Origin of the sequence: Paraburkholderia piptadeniae, assembly GCF_900007165.1 — a bacterium.
Lineage (GTDB): Bacteria > Pseudomonadota > Gammaproteobacteria > Burkholderiales > Burkholderiaceae > Paraburkholderia > Paraburkholderia piptadeniae.
Map to the genome: position 1 here is coordinate 98,188 of NZ_CYGY02000017.1, position 17,404 is coordinate 115,591.

Annotated in this window: 17 protein-coding genes and 1 tRNA gene; 9 read left to right on the forward strand and 9 right to left on the reverse strand. The window is 64.1% G+C overall.

Translation table 11 applies throughout. The features are described 5' to 3' along the window. Positions 1 to 17 precede the first annotated feature (17 nt). Positions 18 to 191, forward strand: a complete 174-nt coding sequence (locus BN2476_RS47170) for a hypothetical protein (protein ID WP_162849235.1) — start codon at positions 18 to 20, stop codon at positions 189 to 191. A gap of 49 nt (positions 192 to 240) precedes the next feature. On the opposite strand, the gene BN2476_RS07960 is transcribed toward BN2476_RS47170, so the two are convergent. Both BN2476_RS07960 and BN2476_RS07965 read right to left on the reverse strand, forming a co-directional pair. Then, a complete protein-coding gene (locus tag BN2476_RS07960) occupies positions 241 to 1,635 on the reverse strand; it encodes an MATE family efflux transporter (RefSeq protein WP_087733608.1) in 1,395 nt (464 codons plus the stop codon). Further along, positions 1,632 to 1,940, reverse strand: a complete 309-nt coding sequence (locus BN2476_RS07965; RefSeq protein ID WP_087733609.1) for a DUF2288 domain-containing protein — start codon at positions 1,938 to 1,940, stop codon at positions 1,632 to 1,634. The genes BN2476_RS07960 and BN2476_RS07965 overlap by 4 nt, the downstream gene beginning before the upstream one ends. Positions 1,941 to 2,185: 245 nt before the next feature. On the opposite strand from BN2476_RS07965, the gene BN2476_RS46410 reads away from it, so the two are divergent. Further along, complete coding sequence (locus tag BN2476_RS46410) at positions 2,186 to 2,350, forward strand: hypothetical protein (protein WP_160111685.1); 165 nt, start codon at positions 2,186 to 2,188, stop codon at positions 2,348 to 2,350. A 332-nt stretch (positions 2,351 to 2,682) separates the two neighbouring features. Here the strand turns inward: BN2476_RS46410 and BN2476_RS07970 are convergent, their stop codons facing one another. The 3 genes from BN2476_RS07970 to BN2476_RS07980 form a co-directional block, all read right to left on the reverse strand. Next, positions 2,683 to 3,012, reverse strand: a complete 330-nt coding sequence (locus tag BN2476_RS07970) for a hypothetical protein (RefSeq protein WP_087733610.1) — start codon at positions 3,010 to 3,012, stop codon at positions 2,683 to 2,685. Between the two features lie 250 nt (positions 3,013 to 3,262). Beyond that, positions 3,263 to 3,988 carry a peptidoglycan DD-metalloendopeptidase family protein gene (locus BN2476_RS07975; RefSeq protein ID WP_173819598.1) on the reverse strand — a complete coding sequence of 242 codons (726 nt, stop codon included), beginning with the start codon at positions 3,986 to 3,988 and terminating at the stop codon, positions 3,263 to 3,265. Between the two features lie 142 nt (positions 3,989 to 4,130). Next, the gene (locus BN2476_RS07980; RefSeq protein ID WP_087733612.1) at positions 4,131 to 5,048 is read right to left on the reverse strand and encodes an aldose epimerase family protein; all 918 of its coding nucleotides are present in this window, start codon (positions 5,046 to 5,048) and stop codon (positions 4,131 to 4,133) included. A 567-nt stretch (positions 5,049 to 5,615) separates the two neighbouring features. Between BN2476_RS07980 and BN2476_RS07985 the strand changes: the two genes are divergently transcribed. After that, positions 5,616 to 6,446 (forward strand): undecaprenyl-diphosphate phosphatase, encoded by an 831-nt coding sequence (locus BN2476_RS07985; RefSeq protein ID WP_087733613.1) that lies wholly within the window; start codon positions 5,616 to 5,618, stop codon positions 6,444 to 6,446. A 235-nt stretch (positions 6,447 to 6,681) separates the two neighbouring features. Next, positions 6,682 to 6,756 (forward strand) — tRNA-Arg (locus tag BN2476_RS07990). A gap of 189 nt (positions 6,757 to 6,945) precedes the next feature. On the opposite strand, the gene BN2476_RS07995 is transcribed toward BN2476_RS07990, so the two are convergent. Beyond that, positions 6,946 to 8,523: an acid phosphatase gene (locus tag BN2476_RS07995; RefSeq protein ID WP_087733614.1), complete on the reverse strand. Its 1,578-nt coding sequence runs from the start codon at positions 8,521 to 8,523 to the stop codon at positions 6,946 to 6,948. Positions 8,524 to 8,738: 215 nt separating this feature from the next. Between BN2476_RS07995 and BN2476_RS08000 the strand changes: the two genes are divergently transcribed. Continuing rightward, positions 8,739 to 10,157 carry a cytochrome-c peroxidase gene (locus BN2476_RS08000; protein WP_087733615.1) on the forward strand — a complete coding sequence of 473 codons (1,419 nt, stop codon included), beginning with the start codon at positions 8,739 to 8,741 and terminating at the stop codon, positions 10,155 to 10,157. On the opposite strand, the gene BN2476_RS08005 is transcribed toward BN2476_RS08000, so the two are convergent. Further along, positions 10,136 to 10,366, reverse strand: a complete 231-nt coding sequence (locus BN2476_RS08005) for a hypothetical protein (RefSeq protein WP_087733616.1) — start codon at positions 10,364 to 10,366, stop codon at positions 10,136 to 10,138. The genes BN2476_RS08000 and BN2476_RS08005 overlap by 22 nt on opposite strands. 319 nt (positions 10,367 to 10,685) lie before the next feature. On the opposite strand from BN2476_RS08005, the gene BN2476_RS08010 reads away from it, so the two are divergent. Both BN2476_RS08010 and BN2476_RS08015 read left to right on the forward strand, forming a co-directional pair. Then, positions 10,686 to 11,075 (forward strand): RT0821/Lpp0805 family surface protein, encoded by a 390-nt coding sequence (locus tag BN2476_RS08010; protein ID WP_087733617.1) that lies wholly within the window; start codon positions 10,686 to 10,688, stop codon positions 11,073 to 11,075. Beyond that, a complete protein-coding gene (locus BN2476_RS08015; RefSeq protein ID WP_087733618.1) occupies positions 11,072 to 11,530 on the forward strand; it encodes an NUDIX hydrolase in 459 nt (152 codons plus the stop codon). The genes BN2476_RS08010 and BN2476_RS08015 overlap by 4 nt, the downstream gene beginning before the upstream one ends. Positions 11,531 to 11,573: 43 nt before the next feature. Here BN2476_RS08015 and BN2476_RS08020 read toward each other — a convergent pair whose 3' ends face one another. Both BN2476_RS08020 and BN2476_RS08025 read right to left on the reverse strand, forming a co-directional pair. After that, positions 11,574 to 12,488 carry a transporter substrate-binding domain-containing protein gene (locus BN2476_RS08020; RefSeq protein WP_087733619.1) on the reverse strand — a complete coding sequence of 305 codons (915 nt, stop codon included), beginning with the start codon at positions 12,486 to 12,488 and terminating at the stop codon, positions 11,574 to 11,576. Between the two features lie 159 nt (positions 12,489 to 12,647). Next, positions 12,648 to 14,369: a glutamine--tRNA ligase/YqeY domain fusion protein gene (locus BN2476_RS08025; RefSeq protein ID WP_087733620.1), complete on the reverse strand. Its 1,722-nt coding sequence runs from the start codon at positions 14,367 to 14,369 to the stop codon at positions 12,648 to 12,650. 453 nt (positions 14,370 to 14,822) lie between these two features. Here BN2476_RS08025 and ggt point away from each other — a divergent pair, with 453 nt between their 5' ends. Further along, entirely contained in the window at positions 14,823 to 16,676 is a 1,854-nt protein-coding gene (gene ggt / locus BN2476_RS08030) for a gamma-glutamyltransferase (RefSeq protein ID WP_087733621.1), read from the forward strand. Between the two features lie 53 nt (positions 16,677 to 16,729). Further along, positions 16,730 to 17,281 (forward strand): RBBP9/YdeN family alpha/beta hydrolase, encoded by a 552-nt coding sequence (locus BN2476_RS08035; protein ID WP_087733622.1) that lies wholly within the window; start codon positions 16,730 to 16,732, stop codon positions 17,279 to 17,281. The last annotated feature ends 123 nt before the right edge of the window (positions 17,282 to 17,404 follow it).

The window sequence follows — 17,404 nt, forward strand, 5'->3', positions numbered from 1 at the left end:
ACCCGTTCGACATGTTTATGAACCGCTTCCTGCTGGCTGCCTCGCTGTTTTCGCTGTTCGCCCTGTCGGCGTGTGCCGACGATACGACCATTCATCATCGCGTGCCGCCGAAGGACCCGGCGGACTATCACGGCGTGCCGACCGACGATCGCCCGCCCGCGATGATCGACGCGCCCGCCGCACCGAAATGAAGCGCGCGCTCCGGGAGCGCGACTTGCATCGACCTGAGGCAGACGCCGCTTAGCCGTGACGGCCCGCTGTGTCTGGCCCGCTATCCGGGCCGACGTCGTGCGCGAGACGCGGCAGCAAGCGTGCCAGCGTGAGGCCGCGAGCGGCCATGAAGAGCAGCAGCGCAGCCCAGAGGCCATGGTTGCCGTGCGTGCCGACGAGCGCCCATGACGCCGCGAGAAACACGCCCAGCGACACGATCATCGACGTCATCAGTTCGCGCGTGCGCGTCGCGCCGATGAACACGCCGTCGAGCAGAAAGCCCCACACCGAAACGACGGGCGAAAGCGCTGTCCATGGCAGGAAGGCTTCCGCCGTCGCGCGCACGGCGGGCTGGTCGGTGAGCCCTTCGACGATCGATGCTCCCGCCGCCCAGTAGACGATCGCGAAGCACAATGCGCCGAGCGCCGACCAGAGCATCGCCACCTTGACAGCGTGGCGGAACGCATCGCGATTGCGCGCGCCGATCGCCGCGCCGACCAGGGCCTCGGCCGCGTGCGCGAAGCCGTCGAGCCCGTACGCCATGAAGGTCTGAAAGTTGAGCAGCAGCGCATTCGCGGCGAGCGTGGCGTCGCCTTGCCGCGCGCCGAGATGCGCCAACCAGCCGAACGTGCCGAGCAGGCACATCGTGCGCACGAAGATATCGCGGTTGATCGCGACCATGCGCGTCAACGCATCGCGATCGAGCAGCGCCGCGCGTTCGAGCGGCGGCAGGCCACGCGGACGCATCTGCCACAGCAGCACGGCGCCGAACGCGAGGCCGAGCGCGTCGGCTGTCGCGGTCGCCGCGCCGATGCCCGCGACGCCCCAATGGAACGCGTACACGTACAGCAGCACGGCAACGATGTTCACGGCGTTGATGAACACCTGCGTGACGAGCGCGACCCGCACGCGCTGCGTGCCGAGTAGCCAGCCGAGCACGACATAGTTCGCGAGCGCGAGCGGCGCGGCCCAGATGCGCGCGTGACAGTAGGTGCGCGCATGGCGCTGCACTTCATCGCTGCCGCCGATCGTGCGCACCGCGAAGTCGATCAGCGGCACCTGCAGGGCCAGCACGACCACGCCGATCGCGAATGCGAGCAGCAGTGCGCGCACGATGTTCATGCGCAGGCCGGCCTGATCGTCGGCGCCGAACGACTGCGCGACGAGCCCCGTCGTGCCCATGCGCAGAAAGCCGAATCCCCAGAACACGAAGTTGAAGAAGAGTCCGCCCAGGGCCACGCCGCCAAGATACGACGCGCTGTCCAGATGCCCGGCGACGGCGGTATCGACGGCGCCGAGAATCGGCTGGGTCAGATTGGCGAGGACGATCGGGAACGCGAGCGTCAGCACGCGCCGATGCCAGCGCACGGGCACGGCGGACGCGGACGGAGCGTCTTCGGCGCGATCGTTCGCGCGATCGTTCAACCGCGTTCCTGCACGCAAACCCACGGCGACACGACGACGGCCCACAAGTCCGGATCGCGTGCGGCGAAGTCGGCGGCCGTTTCCGACTGCACGCGCTCGACGAGGCCCGCCGAAAGCCATTGCGTGACCTGCGTCGTATCGTCGTTGGCGATCGCCTCGGCGACGCTCACGAGATCGAGATCGCGCGCGACGCGCAGCAGCATGCCGCGCGCGAAGAAGCGTTCGAGTTCCGTCCAGCCGATCTTCGCGGTTTCACCGAGCAGTTTCTGGTAGAGCGGGCTTTGTGGCGTATCGGAGGAAGTCATGGCGATCGTTGAACAGCATGGTGTGACGGGGCATGCGGGCGGCGAGCGCCGACACGGGCGGGCGTAACTATAAACCATAGGCGACGATCGACCTTTTGGCCGCGCGGCTTTTCCTTGCCGTCATGAAGTGCCGTGCAATATCGACGCCAGTTTCGCGCGATGCTCGAACCGCGACGTCAACAAGCCGGTTAATCGCCGGACGTTTGCGCTTTAATACCGCTCCGATAAACGACGAGAATGGCCTAATGGCGCTCGAACTTCATTCAATAAATCTGACAAAAATCCCGCAAAGAATCGCAACGGAAGGGTGCGTTGGCGCACCAAGTCTCATGCATGTCATCATCGAAGTGAAATGCGTGAATCCGCGCAATGCGCCAATGTCGGCCGATTCGCACGCGTTATTTTTATGAACTTCTGAAAGGCCCGCTATGCGTGGGTTTGCGGCCAATTGGCCATTGCGCGGACTAACCATCCGACTAAGGGAATTGAGTTGATTCGGTTTCCAAACTGAGTGCCGCTTCATTCAGTTCGACTTCAAACCGTGCGCCGACTCACACTATTCGCACAATTAATCGATTGCGTGGCTATAGGCGCGTTGCTAGATTTCGTCTCGGCGCATGGTGAACCGGTCCTTTGCCGATATGCGCCGAACCCCCGTTTGCCCGGCCTTTGCGCCGGGCCTTTTTTTGCCATGCGCTATAAACATCAGACAACAATATAGTGACGGCTAACGCATTAGCCGCTACTGCTTGCAGCGAACCACCATCGAACGGTTCTTCACGTTCGCGCCGAGCACGCCGCCGAGCGAGCCGCCCGCCGTCGCGCCGTTGTCGACGTCCTTAGAGATCACGTCGTAGCCATACGCGCCGCATGTTTCGCCGGCGCGCTTGTAGCACTCGCCCCAGTTCTGGCTCGCGTCGCTGCCGCTGCAGTTGATCGCGAAGCCGGTGTCGCCGTTCGGCAGATAGGTAAGCGTTGTCGAGCCGGAGCTGGCGCAGCCCGCAAGGCCGGCCAACGCGACGATCGCGGCGCCGGCCGCCACCGCTCGAATTGCCTCAAGGGCGTTTTTCATCGGAATGTCCTCTCTGTATCGTTGCGCGCATTCGCGCGGTGCCGGCGCGCGTGGCACGGAACGTGCCCGCGTGCCTGGCTGACTGATGGAGCCGCGCAAGGGCCGCCGGGTTCCCTTGCGCGGTGCGCGCGGTTACGCGTCTTTGACGTGGGTCTTGGCGCCTGGCCCTTAACCCGTAACCCGTATGCCACGTGAGCCCCATGCTTGCGCGCGACGCGTTATGCGCTGCATCGCATGCACGCCTGCGTGCTCAGCGCTGCGGCAGCGAGCGCGTCGGATCGATCGAGCGGCCGTCGTAGCGCAGCTCGAAATGCAGCATCACGCGGTCGTTGTCGGAGTCGCCCATCTCGGCGACCTTCTGGCCTTGCTGCACCGTCTCGCCTTCCTTCACGAGCAGCGTGCGATTATGGGCGTACGCCGTCAGATAGTCCGCGTTGTGCTTGATGATCAGCAGGTTGCCGTAGCCGCGCAGACCATTGCTCGCATAGACGACCGTGCCGCCCGCCGCGGCGAACACGGGCGTGCCCGCGACGTTCGCGATGTCGATGCCCTTCGAGTTCGTGCCGTCGAAGCTGCGGATCACATTGCCGCTCGCCGGCCAGATCAGCGAAATCGACGACGCGGGTGTCGAAGGCGTCTCGTCGGCGGCGCTGCGCGTCGACGTCGATGGCGAGCCTGCCGAAGCCGCCGCGCTGCCACTGCTCTTTGCCGAACCTGTCGAGCCCGTGCCCGCCGTTGCCGTTCCGGGCGGCGGCGCGACGCGCAGCACCCGGCCGACCTCGAGCGAGTCGGGGTTCGACAGGTTGTTCCAGCGTGCGATGCTCTGTACCGACGTGCGGTTGCTGCGCGCGATCTTGTACAGCGTGTCGCCCCGTTCGACGCGATAGTAGCCCGGACCCACGGGGGCCGAGCCGCATGCGGCCAGTGCTGCGATCATCGACACGCAGACCAGCCGTCTGATTCTTGTTGTCAACATTGGACCTCGCAAGACGCCGCCGCGCACGATCCCGATCACGCGGCAGATGCAAAAACGCACAATTCTAACGGGTTTGCAAGGCATGCCGCATTTTCGGCCGCAGCGCGGCGCGAAGAACGGGCCGCGCCGTAGCGTGGCGCGCTCAGGGCAGCGTGCCGACAACGATACGCAGCGAGGCCGTTTCCGTCTCGCCTGGCTCCAGCCAGCGCAGGCCCTGATGATTGTGGATCGCATCGGGCAGACCCAGCCACGGCTCGACGCAGAAGAAATCCGATTCGGGCTTTTCGGTCCACGTCGTGACGGCGAACCAGGGCACGGAGGCTGGGCGTTGCAGATCGATCGTGATGCTGCGGTTCAGGCCGAGCGCAACCACGCGCACGAGATGGTCAGGCGCGCCGTCGAGGCAATGGAAGCGGTCCAGAATGCCCGGATCGTCGAGCCGGTAATCCGGCTGGCCCGCTTCGCCCGCGCTGAGCGAGCCGTCCGGCTCCTGATGCCGGCGCATCGTGCGCGGCAGCTCGAGCACGGTCTCGCCGCGCTGCGCATGCGGCAGCGTGAAATAGAAGTGATGGCCGGCGTAGTAGGGCAGCGGCGCGCTGCCGGCGGCGCCCGTGTTGGTCGTGACGAAATCGACGTCGAGCGTGTGCGCGTCGACGAGCGTGTACTCCGCTTCGAAGCGGAAGCTGAACGGATAGCCCGCGCGCGTCGCATCGCTGTCGGTCAGCGTCATGCTGATCGAGCGGGCGGTTTCGTCGACGGTCGCCTCGAATGGCAGATCGCGCGCGAAGCCGTGCATGGGCAGATCGCGCACGGTGCCTTGCGCGTCTTTCCAGCGGCCGATCTGGCCGTCGACGAAATGCCGTCCGAGAAACGGAAAGAGCAGCGGATTGCCGCCGCGCACACGCGCCGGCTGGCTCCAGTCGGCGCGCTCGGGCCAGAAGATCACCGACTGGCCGTCGATGTCCCACGACAGCAGGCGGCCGCCCGCCTGCGGCGCGAAGCGGAGCAGGGAGCCGTCCCTGACGATCTCGGTGATGTCCTGTTGCTGGAATTGAGGCATGGCAATGGGCGATAGAAAGCGGTTGAGACAGGAGTCGGCGTGCACGGTTCCGACACAGCGGCGCGGCGAACGCCGATTTTGCGCCCCTTTGGGCTACGGGGAAACCCTTCTGGGGAAATTGCGGGTGTTACCGCACAGTCGGTGCAATCAATAATGTGTATTGCGACGGGCAGCCGTCGGTTGCGAACACTCGGTTTTCGGGAGGGGCGATGGATCTCGCAATGGCAATGAGCGTGGCACTGTTCGGCATGTTTACGGGCAGTACGATCTATTTCTTCTATAAATTTACACGCTGAAACGGGGCGACGAGATTCCACGTTGAGCCGTCGGCACGAACCGACGGTCCACGCAGCCTCCGCACACGGGCCCGCCTTCCAGGCGGGCCTTTTTGCTTTCATTGCCGTAATATGCCTTTCGAAGTTGTTGCGGCGCGGCGAAGTTCGCGTAAAGGCGAACTTTTGTCCTTGGCGCGACCAGGTCGCACCGGCATAATCGGACCCGCCTTCGCACACCGGACACTTACTCCGGCGTGCCGTTTTCTTCCCAACTTTTCAAAAGGACCGACGAGTGAGCCTGTCGTTTTTGATCTTTTTGAGCGTGCTGCAGGGCGTCACGGAACTGTTTCCCGTGAGCAGTCTTGGTCACACGCTGCTCGTTCCCGCTGTCTTCGGCATGCACATCGACAAGCATGCGCCTCAACTGCTGCCGTTCCTCGTCGCGCTGCATCTCGGCACCGCGTTCGCACTGCTGTGGTACTTCCGTGAGCGCTGGATTGCCCTTTTCAGCGGCTTTTTCGCGTCGCTGTCGGGCCGCCGCAATGACGAAGGCCATATGATGTGGGCGCTCATCATCGGGACGATTCCGGCGGGTCTGGTGGGTCTCGTGCTCGAAAAGCGGCTCGAACGCATCTTCCACGATCTTCGGATCGTGGCGATCGCGCTGATCGTCAACGGCATTCTGCTGTGGCTCGGCGACCGGCTGCAGCGCTCGCGCGCGCATCGTCCGCCCGAGAAGCTGACGTTCAAGCAGGCGTTTCTGGTCGGCCTTGCGCAGATCGGCGCGCTGATCCCTGGTTTTTCGCGCAGCGGCCTGACGATGATCGCCGGCAACGGCGCGGGACTCACCGCGGAGAAGGCGGCCGAATTCTCGTTCCTGCTCGGCACGCCGATCATCTTCGCGGCGGGCGTGCTCGAACTGCCGAAGCTCTTCCATGCGCCCGGCCAGCTCGCCGACGCGTTGCTCGGCGGCGTGCTGACGGCCGTCGCCGCGTATCTGAGCGTGCGCTTCCTGATGCGCTATTTCGAAGGGCGCGGGCGGCTGGCGTCGTTCGGCGTCTACTGCGTGATCGCGGGCGTTGCGTTTCTCGGCTGGTTCATGACCCACCCGCAGCCGGTCTGACGACCGCTGCGATCGGCTAAAGCGATCGGTTATAATCGCGGGCCCGGCGGTGACGCCGGGCCTTTTTGTATTCGGGTGACGCGTCGTTTCGCAACATTCCGTGTGTCGAAGCGCACTGCCGACAACGCGTGTGCCGCTTGGCGCGCGCATGATCGGGTTCGCGTCGCGCGATGCATCCGATGCACGCCTGGCCCTCAACCCGCCGTCGTTGGCCAGGTTAAAATTCCGGTTTCGCCTCCCCATAGTTCAACGGATAGAACACGGGTCTTCTAAACCTGAAATCGAGGTTCGATTCCTCGTGGGGGGGCCATCGAGTCCTTGCGACGTTCGGCGCCAATTCTCTCCCAAAGTTCAGTCCCTTCACGCACCGCATCCATCGCGAGCAATGAGCGCCCACAAAAAAGGGCAGCCGAAGCTGCCCCGAAGCGTTGCGCACCGAACGTGGATGAGTGCGCGACTGTTGCGTTGCCCGTTACCGGTGACGGGCCTGCCTGCGTGATTAGTTCTTGATGTCGAGCGCGTTCGTCAGGTCGCCCATCGCCTGGCCACCGCTGGCGACGAGCGCGTTGTCGCGCGCCGTCAGACCCGGCAGAGTCGGCAGATTGAAGCGATGCGTGATGAAGCGCAGGATCGACGTCGTGTCGTATTGCGTATGATCGACGAAGCCTTTCTTCGCGTACGGCGACACGATGATCGCGGGAATCCGCGAGCCCGGACCCCAGCGGTCGCCCTTCGGCGGCGCGACGTGGTCCCAGAAGCCGCCGTTCTCGTCGTATGTGACGATCACGACCATATTGTTCCACTGCGGGCTCTTCTGCAGATGCGCGATCACGTCGGCGATGTGCTGATCGCCTTGCGCGACGTCGGTGTAGCCCGCGTGCTCGTTCAGGTTGCCCTGTGGCTTGTAGAACGTCACTTGCGGCAGCGTGCCGGCGTCGATGGCCTTGATGAACTCCGTACCGTTCACGCCGCCGTCGAGCAGGTGCTTCGCGCGGTTGTCGGTGCCCGGTGCGAGATCGGCGAAGTAGTTGAACGGCTGGTGATGCGGCTGGAAGTTAGGCGCGCTGTTGTTCGCGCCGTAGATCACGCCCGACGTGCCGTTTTGTGCGGCGCTCAGCGCCTGGCCCCATGCGCCGCCGTACCACGCCCACGAGATGCCCGCGTTGTTCAGCAGATCGCCGATGTGCTGGCTGGTCTGCGGCGGCAGCGTCGTCGCGCTGGAGGGATCGGCGAGCGTCGCGTCGCCGCCAGTAGCCGCCTTGTTGCCGCTCGGCTGATACGGCGGCTGCATCGTGTTGATCGCGTAGAAATCCGGCGTGAGGTTGCCCGAGTTGACGAAGGTCGGCTTGTCTGTCAGCGCCGATGCTGCGGACGTCGCCGCGAGCGTCAGGCTCACGCCGTCCGCATTGACTGCCGAGATCGAGCCTTTCGCCGGGCTCGTATTCGCGTTCGCATAGAACGGCGTGCACGCGCAGACCAGCCACTGGTGATTGAGGAACGAGCCGCCGAACGCGCCCATGAAGAAGTTGTCGGCGAGCGTGTATTGCTGCGCGAGCTTGTAGAGCGGCAGCTTGTCGGCGTTGGCCGTGTAGTGGCCCATCACGAGGCCACCCGAATCGGCCCATGCGGCGAACATGTCGTTCTTGCCGCCATGGATCTGCATCTGGTTCTCGTAGAAACGGTGATACAGGTCGCGCGTCGTGACGTTGAGCGGCACGTTGAAGCCGTTCGGATCGTCGATCGCGAACGGTGCGTTCGGCAGGTTCGCCGTCATCGCCTGCGTGATGACGGGCGTCACGCCCGCGATCGTCAGGCCGCCCCAGACCTGCGGCAGCGTCGCGAGCACGGAGCCGTCGCGGTCGAGCTGGCGCGAGTTCGCGGCCGTCACGTTCTGCAGACCGTTGGCGCCCGGAAAATTCCCGTAGAGGTTGTCGAAGCTGCGGTTTTCCGCGTAGATGACCACGACGTTCTTGACCGACGAAAGCGTCGGTGTGGAATCCGAATTACCGCCACATGCGTACAGCCCGACAGCTGCGGCGAGCGCAATAGGCGTCGCGCAGATCAGTTTTTTGTTCATGGTTTCTCTCTCTCGCGTAGGGGGACCGGCGGCGAGTCCTTGTCGGACGCCCGGCGGCGAGAGTGTCGCAAGCGTTTTTGACAGAACGATTAATTTCTTACATATAACTTCTGTTTTGCTTTTCATTTTTCATGCAGCGTCGGCTTTATGTCATTTGAGCGACATGACCGTGAAATACGCTCGTCCCGTCGATTTAACGAGCAGGTAACAAGACCATGTGGCGCGATGTGACGGGGATTCGAAAAGAGTGGTTGTCGAAGGAAGGGGCGCGGCGTGCCGGATGGATCGGCGTGGCTTGCCTGTCCGTGATGCTGGCGGCGTGCGATGCGCGCGGGACATCGGCGGACGGCGCGGCCGGGTCGACCAAGACAGCGGGAGCGGTGGAGAACGCGAGCGGCGCGCACACGCAGAAAGTGTCGTCTGCGGATGGCGCTGCTGCCGTGCCCGCAGGCGGTCAGACGCGCGCCCAGGTGTTCGAGTCCGTCAGGAAAATGACGGCTGTCGGCAAGCAGCTATTCTTCGATCCGTCGCTATCGGGCTCGGGCAAACTTGCATGCGTGTCGTGTCATACTCCGCAGCATGCGTTCGGCCCGCCGAATGCGCTCTCCGTGCAACTGGGCGGCCACGACATGCGTCAGCAGGGTTTGCGCGCCGCGCCGAACATCAAGTATCTGCAGAACGTGCCGGCGTTCACCGAGCACTACCACGATTCGGACGACGAAGGCGACGAGAGCGTCGACGCCGGGCCGACGGGCGGCCTGATGTGGGATGGCCGCGTGAACAGCGCGCATGCGCAGGCGCGTTTTCCGCTGACGTCGTCGTTCGAAATGGGCAGTAATCCGCAGAAAGTGGCGGCGGCCGTGAAGGCCGCGCCGTATGCGAACCAGTTCCGCGACGCGTTCGGCGAGCATGTCTTCGACAGCGACGAAGCGACGTTCAAGGCCGTGCTGCAGGCGCTCGAAGTCTTCGAGCAGACGCCGGAACTGTTCTACCCGTATTCGAGCAAGTACGACGCATATCTCGCGGGCAAGGCGCAGCTGACGAAGGCCGAAATGCACGGCCTGCAACTCTTCAACGACGAAAAGAAGGGCAACTGCGCGAGTTGTCATCTGAGCCAGCGCGCACTCGACGGCGCACCGCCCGCGTTCACCGACTTTGGCCTGATCGCGATCGGCGTGCCGCGCAATCGCGCGCTCCCGGCGAACCGCGATTCGCATTTCTACGATCTGGGCGCGTGTGGTCCCGAGCGTACGGATCTGAAGGGACGCGACGAGTACTGCGGAATCTTCCGTACGCCCACGCTGCGCAACGTCGCGTTACGCAAGACTTTCTTCCACAACGGGATTTATCACTCGCTCGAAGACGTGGTCCGCTTTTACGCGCAACGCGATACGAATCCGGAGAAGTTCTATCCGGTCGTGAAGGGGAAGGTACAGAAGTTCGACGATCTGCCGAAGAAGTATTGGGCGAATCTGAATACCGATCCGCCGTTCGATCGCAAGCCGGGCGACAAGCCGGCACTGGATGAGTCAGAGATCAAGGATGTGGTCGCGTTTCTTAAGACGCTGACGGATGGCTATCAGCCCGATGCGCCCGAGCAGCACGCCGACGCTCATCTCGTCAGCAGCAAATAGCAGCCGCCGACCAGCAACGCGAACGATGCGAGCAGACATACCAGGCCTGCCCGCGTCACCACGCACGGCCACTTGCTGCGGCGCATGCCTTGGATGCGCACGACAATCGGCATCGGCGCGGGTTCGATGCGCATCACGATGATGCCGAGCGCGACGCAGATCAGCGTCAGCATCGCGGCAAAAAACTGGAGAGCGAACAAGAGGTCCATGAGCGTGAGTCTCGACGCGTAAGCGGAAACGGCTGCGGGATTTGATGCGGCTCATGTTAGGGATCGCCCGCTCCAGCGCCTATGAGACGTGTCCTAAAATTGCGCTCAAGACGTTGACTGGCATAGGCGCGACGCCGAAAACGCCATCTCGTTATCGCTTACGCGCGAAGCTCGATCAGATCGAGCCTATGGCCGTCCGCATGCAGCGTGCGTGTCGGCGGCGAGCTATCCGCGCGTGCTATGCTTTTGAGGTCCAGATCGCGCGCCGCTAGCATGGCCGCCAATTGCTGCCGAATCTGATCTTCTCCGGAGACTCTTCATGTCGATGCGAACCCGAGCCGCGTTTCACCTTTCCCTGGGCGGGCTGCTGCTCGCGAGCGCAGTCGGCGCGTACGCTGCCAATCTGGGTTTTCTGAACGACACGCCGATGTCGTACATGAAGCAGGCCGATATCGACTCGTTGAGAGCGGCCGCCATCGACGCGCTCAACAAGAAGCAGGACAGCGAAACGGCCGCATGGAACAACGACGGCCTGCGCAACAGCACGAAGATCGATGCGCAGATCACGCCCGACGCCACCTCGAAAACGGGCGACCGCACCTGCCGCTCGCTGCGCGTCGTGCTGAGCGCGAAGGGGCAGTCGATGAACCTCAACCCGCAGTACTGCCGCGAAGGCAGCGGCTCGTGGGTGCTGCAGAAGAAGCATTGAGCGCGCGCACTGTTTCGTGCGGCGTCGTGCTGCTCGACCCGGACGGTCGAGTGCTGCTGGCGCACGCCACGGAAACCAGTCACTGGGACATTCCGAAAGGCCAGGGCGAAGAGGGCGAAGCGCCGCACGTTGCCGCGCTGCGCGAACTGGAAGAGGAGACGGGCATCGTCGTGGCGGCCGGGCGTCTGAAGGATCTCGGCCTTTTCGTCTACCGGCGCGACAAGGATCTGCATCTGTTCGCAGCACGCGCCCGCGCCGACGAACTCGACCTCACGCGTTGCACGTGCACGTCGATGTTTCCGCGCCGCTTCGACGGCACGATGATCCCCGAGATGGACGCGTTCCGCTGGTGCGCGCCCGATGAAGTCGAGCACTACGCGAGCCGCAGCCTCACGCGGCTCTTTCAGACGACGCTATCGCTCGCCGAACTGCACCAGACACTCGACGCGGCATAACCGCGTCTTCAGGCACACACCAGTCATTTCACGCAGGAGCGCGTCAGTCGAGCGCCTTGTCGTTCGGATGCGCGAACAGCGAACGCATTTCCGCCGACAGCGGATAGTTGAGGTTGATGCCGCGCGGCGGAATCGGCTGCGTGAACCAGACGTTGTACAGGCGCTCGGCCTCGCCCGATGTCTGCATCTTCGCGATCACGCGGTTCACCAGCTCGCGGAATGGCTCGTCACCCTTGCGGAACATGCATGCGTAGCTTTCGTAACCGAGCGGCGTGCCCGTCACGATGAAGTCGTCGGGGCGCGGGTCGGTGGCGCGAAAGCCATAGAGGATCGGTTCGTCCATCACGAAAGCGACCGCGCGGTCGGACTTCACGGCGGCGAATGCATCCGAATGATCCTTGACGCTCGCGATGCGCATGTTCAACTGCTTGTCGCTGTTCAGCTGACGCACGAGGCGTTCGTCCGACGTGCCCGCCGTCGTGACGACCGGCTTGCCCGCGAGATCGGCGAAATCGGTGATGCCCGCGTTTCGGCGCGCGATCATCCGCACTGCGTACTGGAAGAAACTGTTCGAAAACGCGGCGACGTTTTCGCGCTCGCGCGTGTGCGTGGTCGAGCCGCATTCGAGGTCGATCTGATTGTTGACCAGCATCAGAAAGCGGTTCGCCGACGTGATCGTGACTTCGCGCACGCGCAGGTTCGGCACGCCGAGCGTCTTCCTGATTTCGTCGACGATGGCGAGTGCGATCGTCTGCGAATAGCCGATCGTGCGGTCGCCGTTCGCATAGGAGAACGGGATCGACGCTTCGCGCACGCCGAGCACGATCGTGCCGTCGTCGTGAATTTTCTTGAGCGTGCCCGTGAGTTCGTCAGCGTGCGCGGACGGTGCGAGCGACGCCAGCGCCACGGCTGCCACGGTCCCGATCGCCACCAGCTTTTTCTTGATTGCAACCTTCATCGTTCCCCCTGGGCCGGCGGCGATCACCCGGCTGCAACGTGACGCTCGCCGCGTGTCGTCGTGCGCAGCGTCAGCTTGCCGGCATGCGTGCGCGCCGGGCGCAGCATGCTGGGCAGTGCCGGATCATCGACACGCGCGACGGGTGGCCAGACATGTGGCTTACGCCGGCTTTCCCCAACTGTCGCGCAGACTGACGATGCGATTGAATACGGGTTTGCCCGGCTGTGTGTCGTAGCGGTCCGCGACGAAGTAGCCGTGACGCTCGAACTGATAGCGCTGCTCCGGCTCGACGTCGCGCAGGCCCGGCTCGACGTACGCATTGACGATCCGCTTCGAATCCGGGTTGAGCGCTTCGAGGAAGTCGCGACCGCCCGCGTCGGGCTGTGCTTCCTTGAAGAGGCGATCGTAGATGCGCACTTCGACGGGCACGGCCTCGCTGGCGCTGATCCAGTGGATATTGCCCTTGACCTTGTAGTTGTTCGCGCCTTCCGTGCCCGAGCGGCTGTCGGGGAAGTAGTTGCAGTGCACGGCGATCACGTTGCCGTTCTCGTCCTTGTCCGCGCCCGTGCATTCGACGACATAGCCGTACTTCAGCCGCACGCGGTTGCCCGGGAACAGGCGGAAGTAGCCCTTCGGCGCGGCCTCGTTGAAGTCTTCTCGCTCGATCCACAGTTCGCGCGAGAACGGGAACGTGCGCACGCCGCGATCGGGATGATGCGGATGGACGGGCGCGTTGCACGCTTCCGTCTGGCCTTCCGGATAGTTGTCGATGATCAGCTTGAGCGGATCGAGCACGCACGTCGCGCGCGGCGCCTTTTCGTCGAGATCGTCGCGCAGCGCGCCTTCGAACACGCTCATGTCGATCCACGAATCGACCTTCGTGATGCCGATGCGCTCGCAGAACAGCTTGATGCCGTCCGGCGTGAAGCCGCGCCGGCGCACGCCGACGATGGTCGGCATGCGCGGATCGTCCCAGCCGTCCACGTGGCCTTCGTTGACGAGTTGCAGCAGCTTGCGCTTGCTCGTGATCGCGTACGTGAGGTTCAGACGCGAAAACTCGATTTGCTGCGGCAGCGGACGCGTGAAGATGCCGGCGTCAGCGAGCTCGTTGAGGATCCAGTCGTAGAGCGGCCGGTGGTCTTCGAACTCGAGCGTGCACAGCGAGTGCGTGATGTTTTCGAGCGCGTCCGAGATGCAGTGCGTGTAGTCGTACATCGGGTACACGCACCACTTGTCGCCTGTCCGGTAGTGATGCGCGAAGCGGATGCGGTAGATCACCGGGTCGCGCATGTTGAAGTTCGGCGACGACATGTCGATCTTCGCGCGCAGCACGTGCTCGCCTTCCTTGAACTCGCCTGCCTTCATGCGGCGGAACAGGTCGAGGTTCTCTTCGACGCTGCGTTCGCGGAACGGCGACGGCTTGCCGACTTCCGTCGCGGAGCCGCGGTTCACGCGCATCTCTTCCGCCGTCTGGCTATCGACATACGCCTTGCCGCGCGTGATCAGCAGTTCGGCGAACTCGTAGAGCTTGTCGTAGTAGTCGCTCGCGAAGTAGAGGTGCTCGTTGCCTTCCTTGTTCCATTCGAAGCCGAGCCATTTCACGGCGTCGATGATCGACTCGACGTACTCGAAGCTTTCCTTTTCCGGGTTGGTATCGTCGAAGCGCAGATGGCAGACGCCGCCGTAGCTCTGCGCGATGCCGAAGTTCAGGCAGATGCTCTTCGCATGGCCGATGTGCAGATAGCCGTTCGGCTCCGGCGGGAAGCGCGTTTCCACCCGCTGGCCCCACTTTCCGGAGCGGTTGTCGTCGTCGATGATATTGCGGATGAAGTTGGAAACCGGCGCGTCGTTGCGCTCGGCGTCTTTGCGTTCGTTGTTCATGCGAGAAGGAAAAAGTCGGTCCTGGACACTATATGCGTCCGTTGGTCTGTCAATTCTACCTGACGACACATTCGACGACATTCTTCAGGCTTGCGTGGTGCGGCGCGCGGTCCACATCGCGAGGGATCGGCGCTTTTTGGGGAAGCAACGGGTGCTGTAACAGGAGGTAAATCGCGTTGGCGCCACAGGCGGCGGGCGCTTAGGATGCGACGCGCGCCATCGCGTGCTGGCCGTGCACGATCTGATTCGCGTGGCCTTCGCTTCGCGCTGGGCGCCGTCTTTCCGGCCGGCGCCGCGTTTCCGTTATTCTGTCCCGGACCCGGGCGTGCTTCGCCCGGGTGACGCGGCGGCTGGTCCAGCCGCATGATGCGATCTGTCCTCGCCTTGAGCCTTGAAGAAGCCTCTGCCGTCGCGCACGCGCGAGACAGGTCCACCGATCCCGGAGTTTCTCGGATGTCTTTTCCGACGCTGCGCGCATTTCGCGCGCTTTTTGATGCCGATGAGCGTGGCGATAACCGCGCCTATAGCCGCGCCGATGCTGACGCCCGGACCTGTTCCGACACCCGCGCGAACGTGATCCGGCGCTCCGCACGCCTCGCGCGTGCCGCGAGTGTCGCGACGGCCCTGTCGCTGACGGCTGTGCTGACAGCCGGCTTCGTCGCCGCGCCCGTCGCCGACGCAAAGACGGCGCAACCGAAGGCGGTGCTCGACGCCTCGGCCGTCGCCGTGCCCGACCGCTATGCCGCCGATACCGCGCAGCAGATTCTTGCGGCGGGGGGCAATGCCGTCGATGCGGCCGTCGCGATCGCGTTCACGCTCGCCGTCACGTATCCGGACGCGGGCAATATCGGCGGTGGGGGGTTCATGACGCTGTACGTGGACGGCAAGCCGTACTTTCTCGACTACCGCGAGACAGCGCCGCAGCGCGCGACGCGCGACATGTATCTCGACGAGAAGGGCAATGTGATCCCTGGCCTGAGCCTCGTCGGGCATCGTGCGGTGGCGGTGCCGGGCACCGTCGCCGGGATGTGGGAGGCGCAGAAGCGCTTCGGCAAGCTGAAATGGAAGCAGGTGCTCGCGCCCGCGATCAAATACGCGACCGACGGCTTCACCGTCGATGCGTGGCTGCAGCAGCGCCGCGATCTTGCCGCGAAGGGGTTCGCCGGCAAGACCAATTTCGACGCGTACTTCTCGAACCTGAAGACGGGTGTCGTGTTTCGCCAGCCCGAACTCGCGCAGACGCTGTCGCGGATCGCTGCCGACGGCGGCCGCGAATTCTACGAAGGACAGACGGCCGACCTGATCGCGAAGCAGATGTACGGACACGGTCTGATCACGAAGACGGACCTCATGCAGTACAAGGCCGTCTGGCGTCAGCCGCTCGCGGCGGACTGGAACGGCTACCGGATCGTCACCGCGCCGCCGCCCAGCTCCGGCGGCGTCGGGTTGATCCAGATGCTGAAGATGAAGGCGGATCTGAAGCCGCAGTTCGACGGGCTCGCGCTCGACTCGGAGCCGTACATCCATCTGATCGCGCAGATCGAAGACCGCGTGTTCGCCGATCGCCAGCAGTACATGGGCGATCCCGATTCGTATCGCGTGCCCGTCGACAGGCTGATCGACGACGCCTATCTGGCGAAGCGTGTCGAAGACATCACGCCCGACGAAGTGCTGGGCGCCGCGCCCGTCAAGCCGGGCCTCGGCGACTCGATGCCGGAGAAGGCGCAGACGACGCACTTCTCCGTCGTCGACAAGTGGGGCAACGCCGTCTCGAACACGTACACGCTGAACGGGCCGTTCGGCTCGGGCGTGGTGGTGGACGGCGGCGGCTTCGTGCTGAACGACGAGATGGACGACTTCGAAGCGAAAGCGGGCGTGCCGAACCAGTCGGGCGTGACGAGTGGCGACGTCAATACGGTCGCGCCGAACCGCCGCCCGCTGTCATCGATGGCGCCGACCATCCTTCTCAAGGACGGCAAGGTGTCGCTCGTGATCGGCACACCGGGTGCCTCGCGGATCTTCACGACGATCTTCCAGGTGATGACGAACCTGTACGACTTCAATATGCCGCCCGCCGATGCGCTCGCCGCGATGCGCTTTCACCATCAGCTGCTGCCGCAGAAGACAATCTACTACGAGCCGTATCACCCGATCGACGGCGATCTCGCCGAACAACTGAAGGCGCGCGGCTATACGCTGAAGGACCAGACCTTCAACGGCGACGTGCAGATGATCCGCATCGACGGCACGACACCGCAGCCAGCCGCCGATCCGCGCGGCGCGGGCGTGGGCCGTGTGATTCAATAGCGCAGGCGGCGCGCTGCCGCCTGTAGACAACGAAACGAATAACGGGGAAAAGAATGGCGCTGGAGCAGCAGAACGTGATCGTGTTGCCGGGTTATATGAATTCCGGCGAAAGGCATTGGCAGACCCGCTGGGAAGCGCGGCATCCGGATTTCATCCGCGTGCCGATGCGCGACTGGGACCGTCCCGTTTGCGACGCGTGGTGCGAGACGCTCGACGCGACGGTTGCAGCGTCGAAGGGGCCCGTTCTTTTCGCCGCGCATAGCCTCGGTTGCCTGACGTTGGCGTTCTGGGCGGCGCGCCATGCGTCGAAGGATGCGCTGGCGAAAGTGGCGGGCGCGTTGCTCGTCGCGGTGCCCGATCCATCGGGGCCTGAATTTCCCGCCGATGCAAGCGGCTTCGATGCCGTGCCTCAGGCGAGGCTTCCGTTCAGCTCGATCGTCGTCGCCAGCACCGATGATCCGTACGGCGGCGTGCCGTTCTCGCAGGCTTGCGCGGCGGCATGGGGCAGCCGCTGGGAGAGCATCGGCCCGCGCGGCCACATCAATTCCGACAGCGGGCTCGGCGACTGGGAAGAGGGGCAGCGCTGGCTCGCGTCGATGGCTTGAGATCGATGCCGGAGGCTTTGCGCTGACCTGCGTCGAATGCGGCGATCGCATAGCGCACTGCGCCGCGAAATCATTCCTCCCGCGCGCCGTCAACTCGCCGACTCGCCACCACGCCATCCTCCG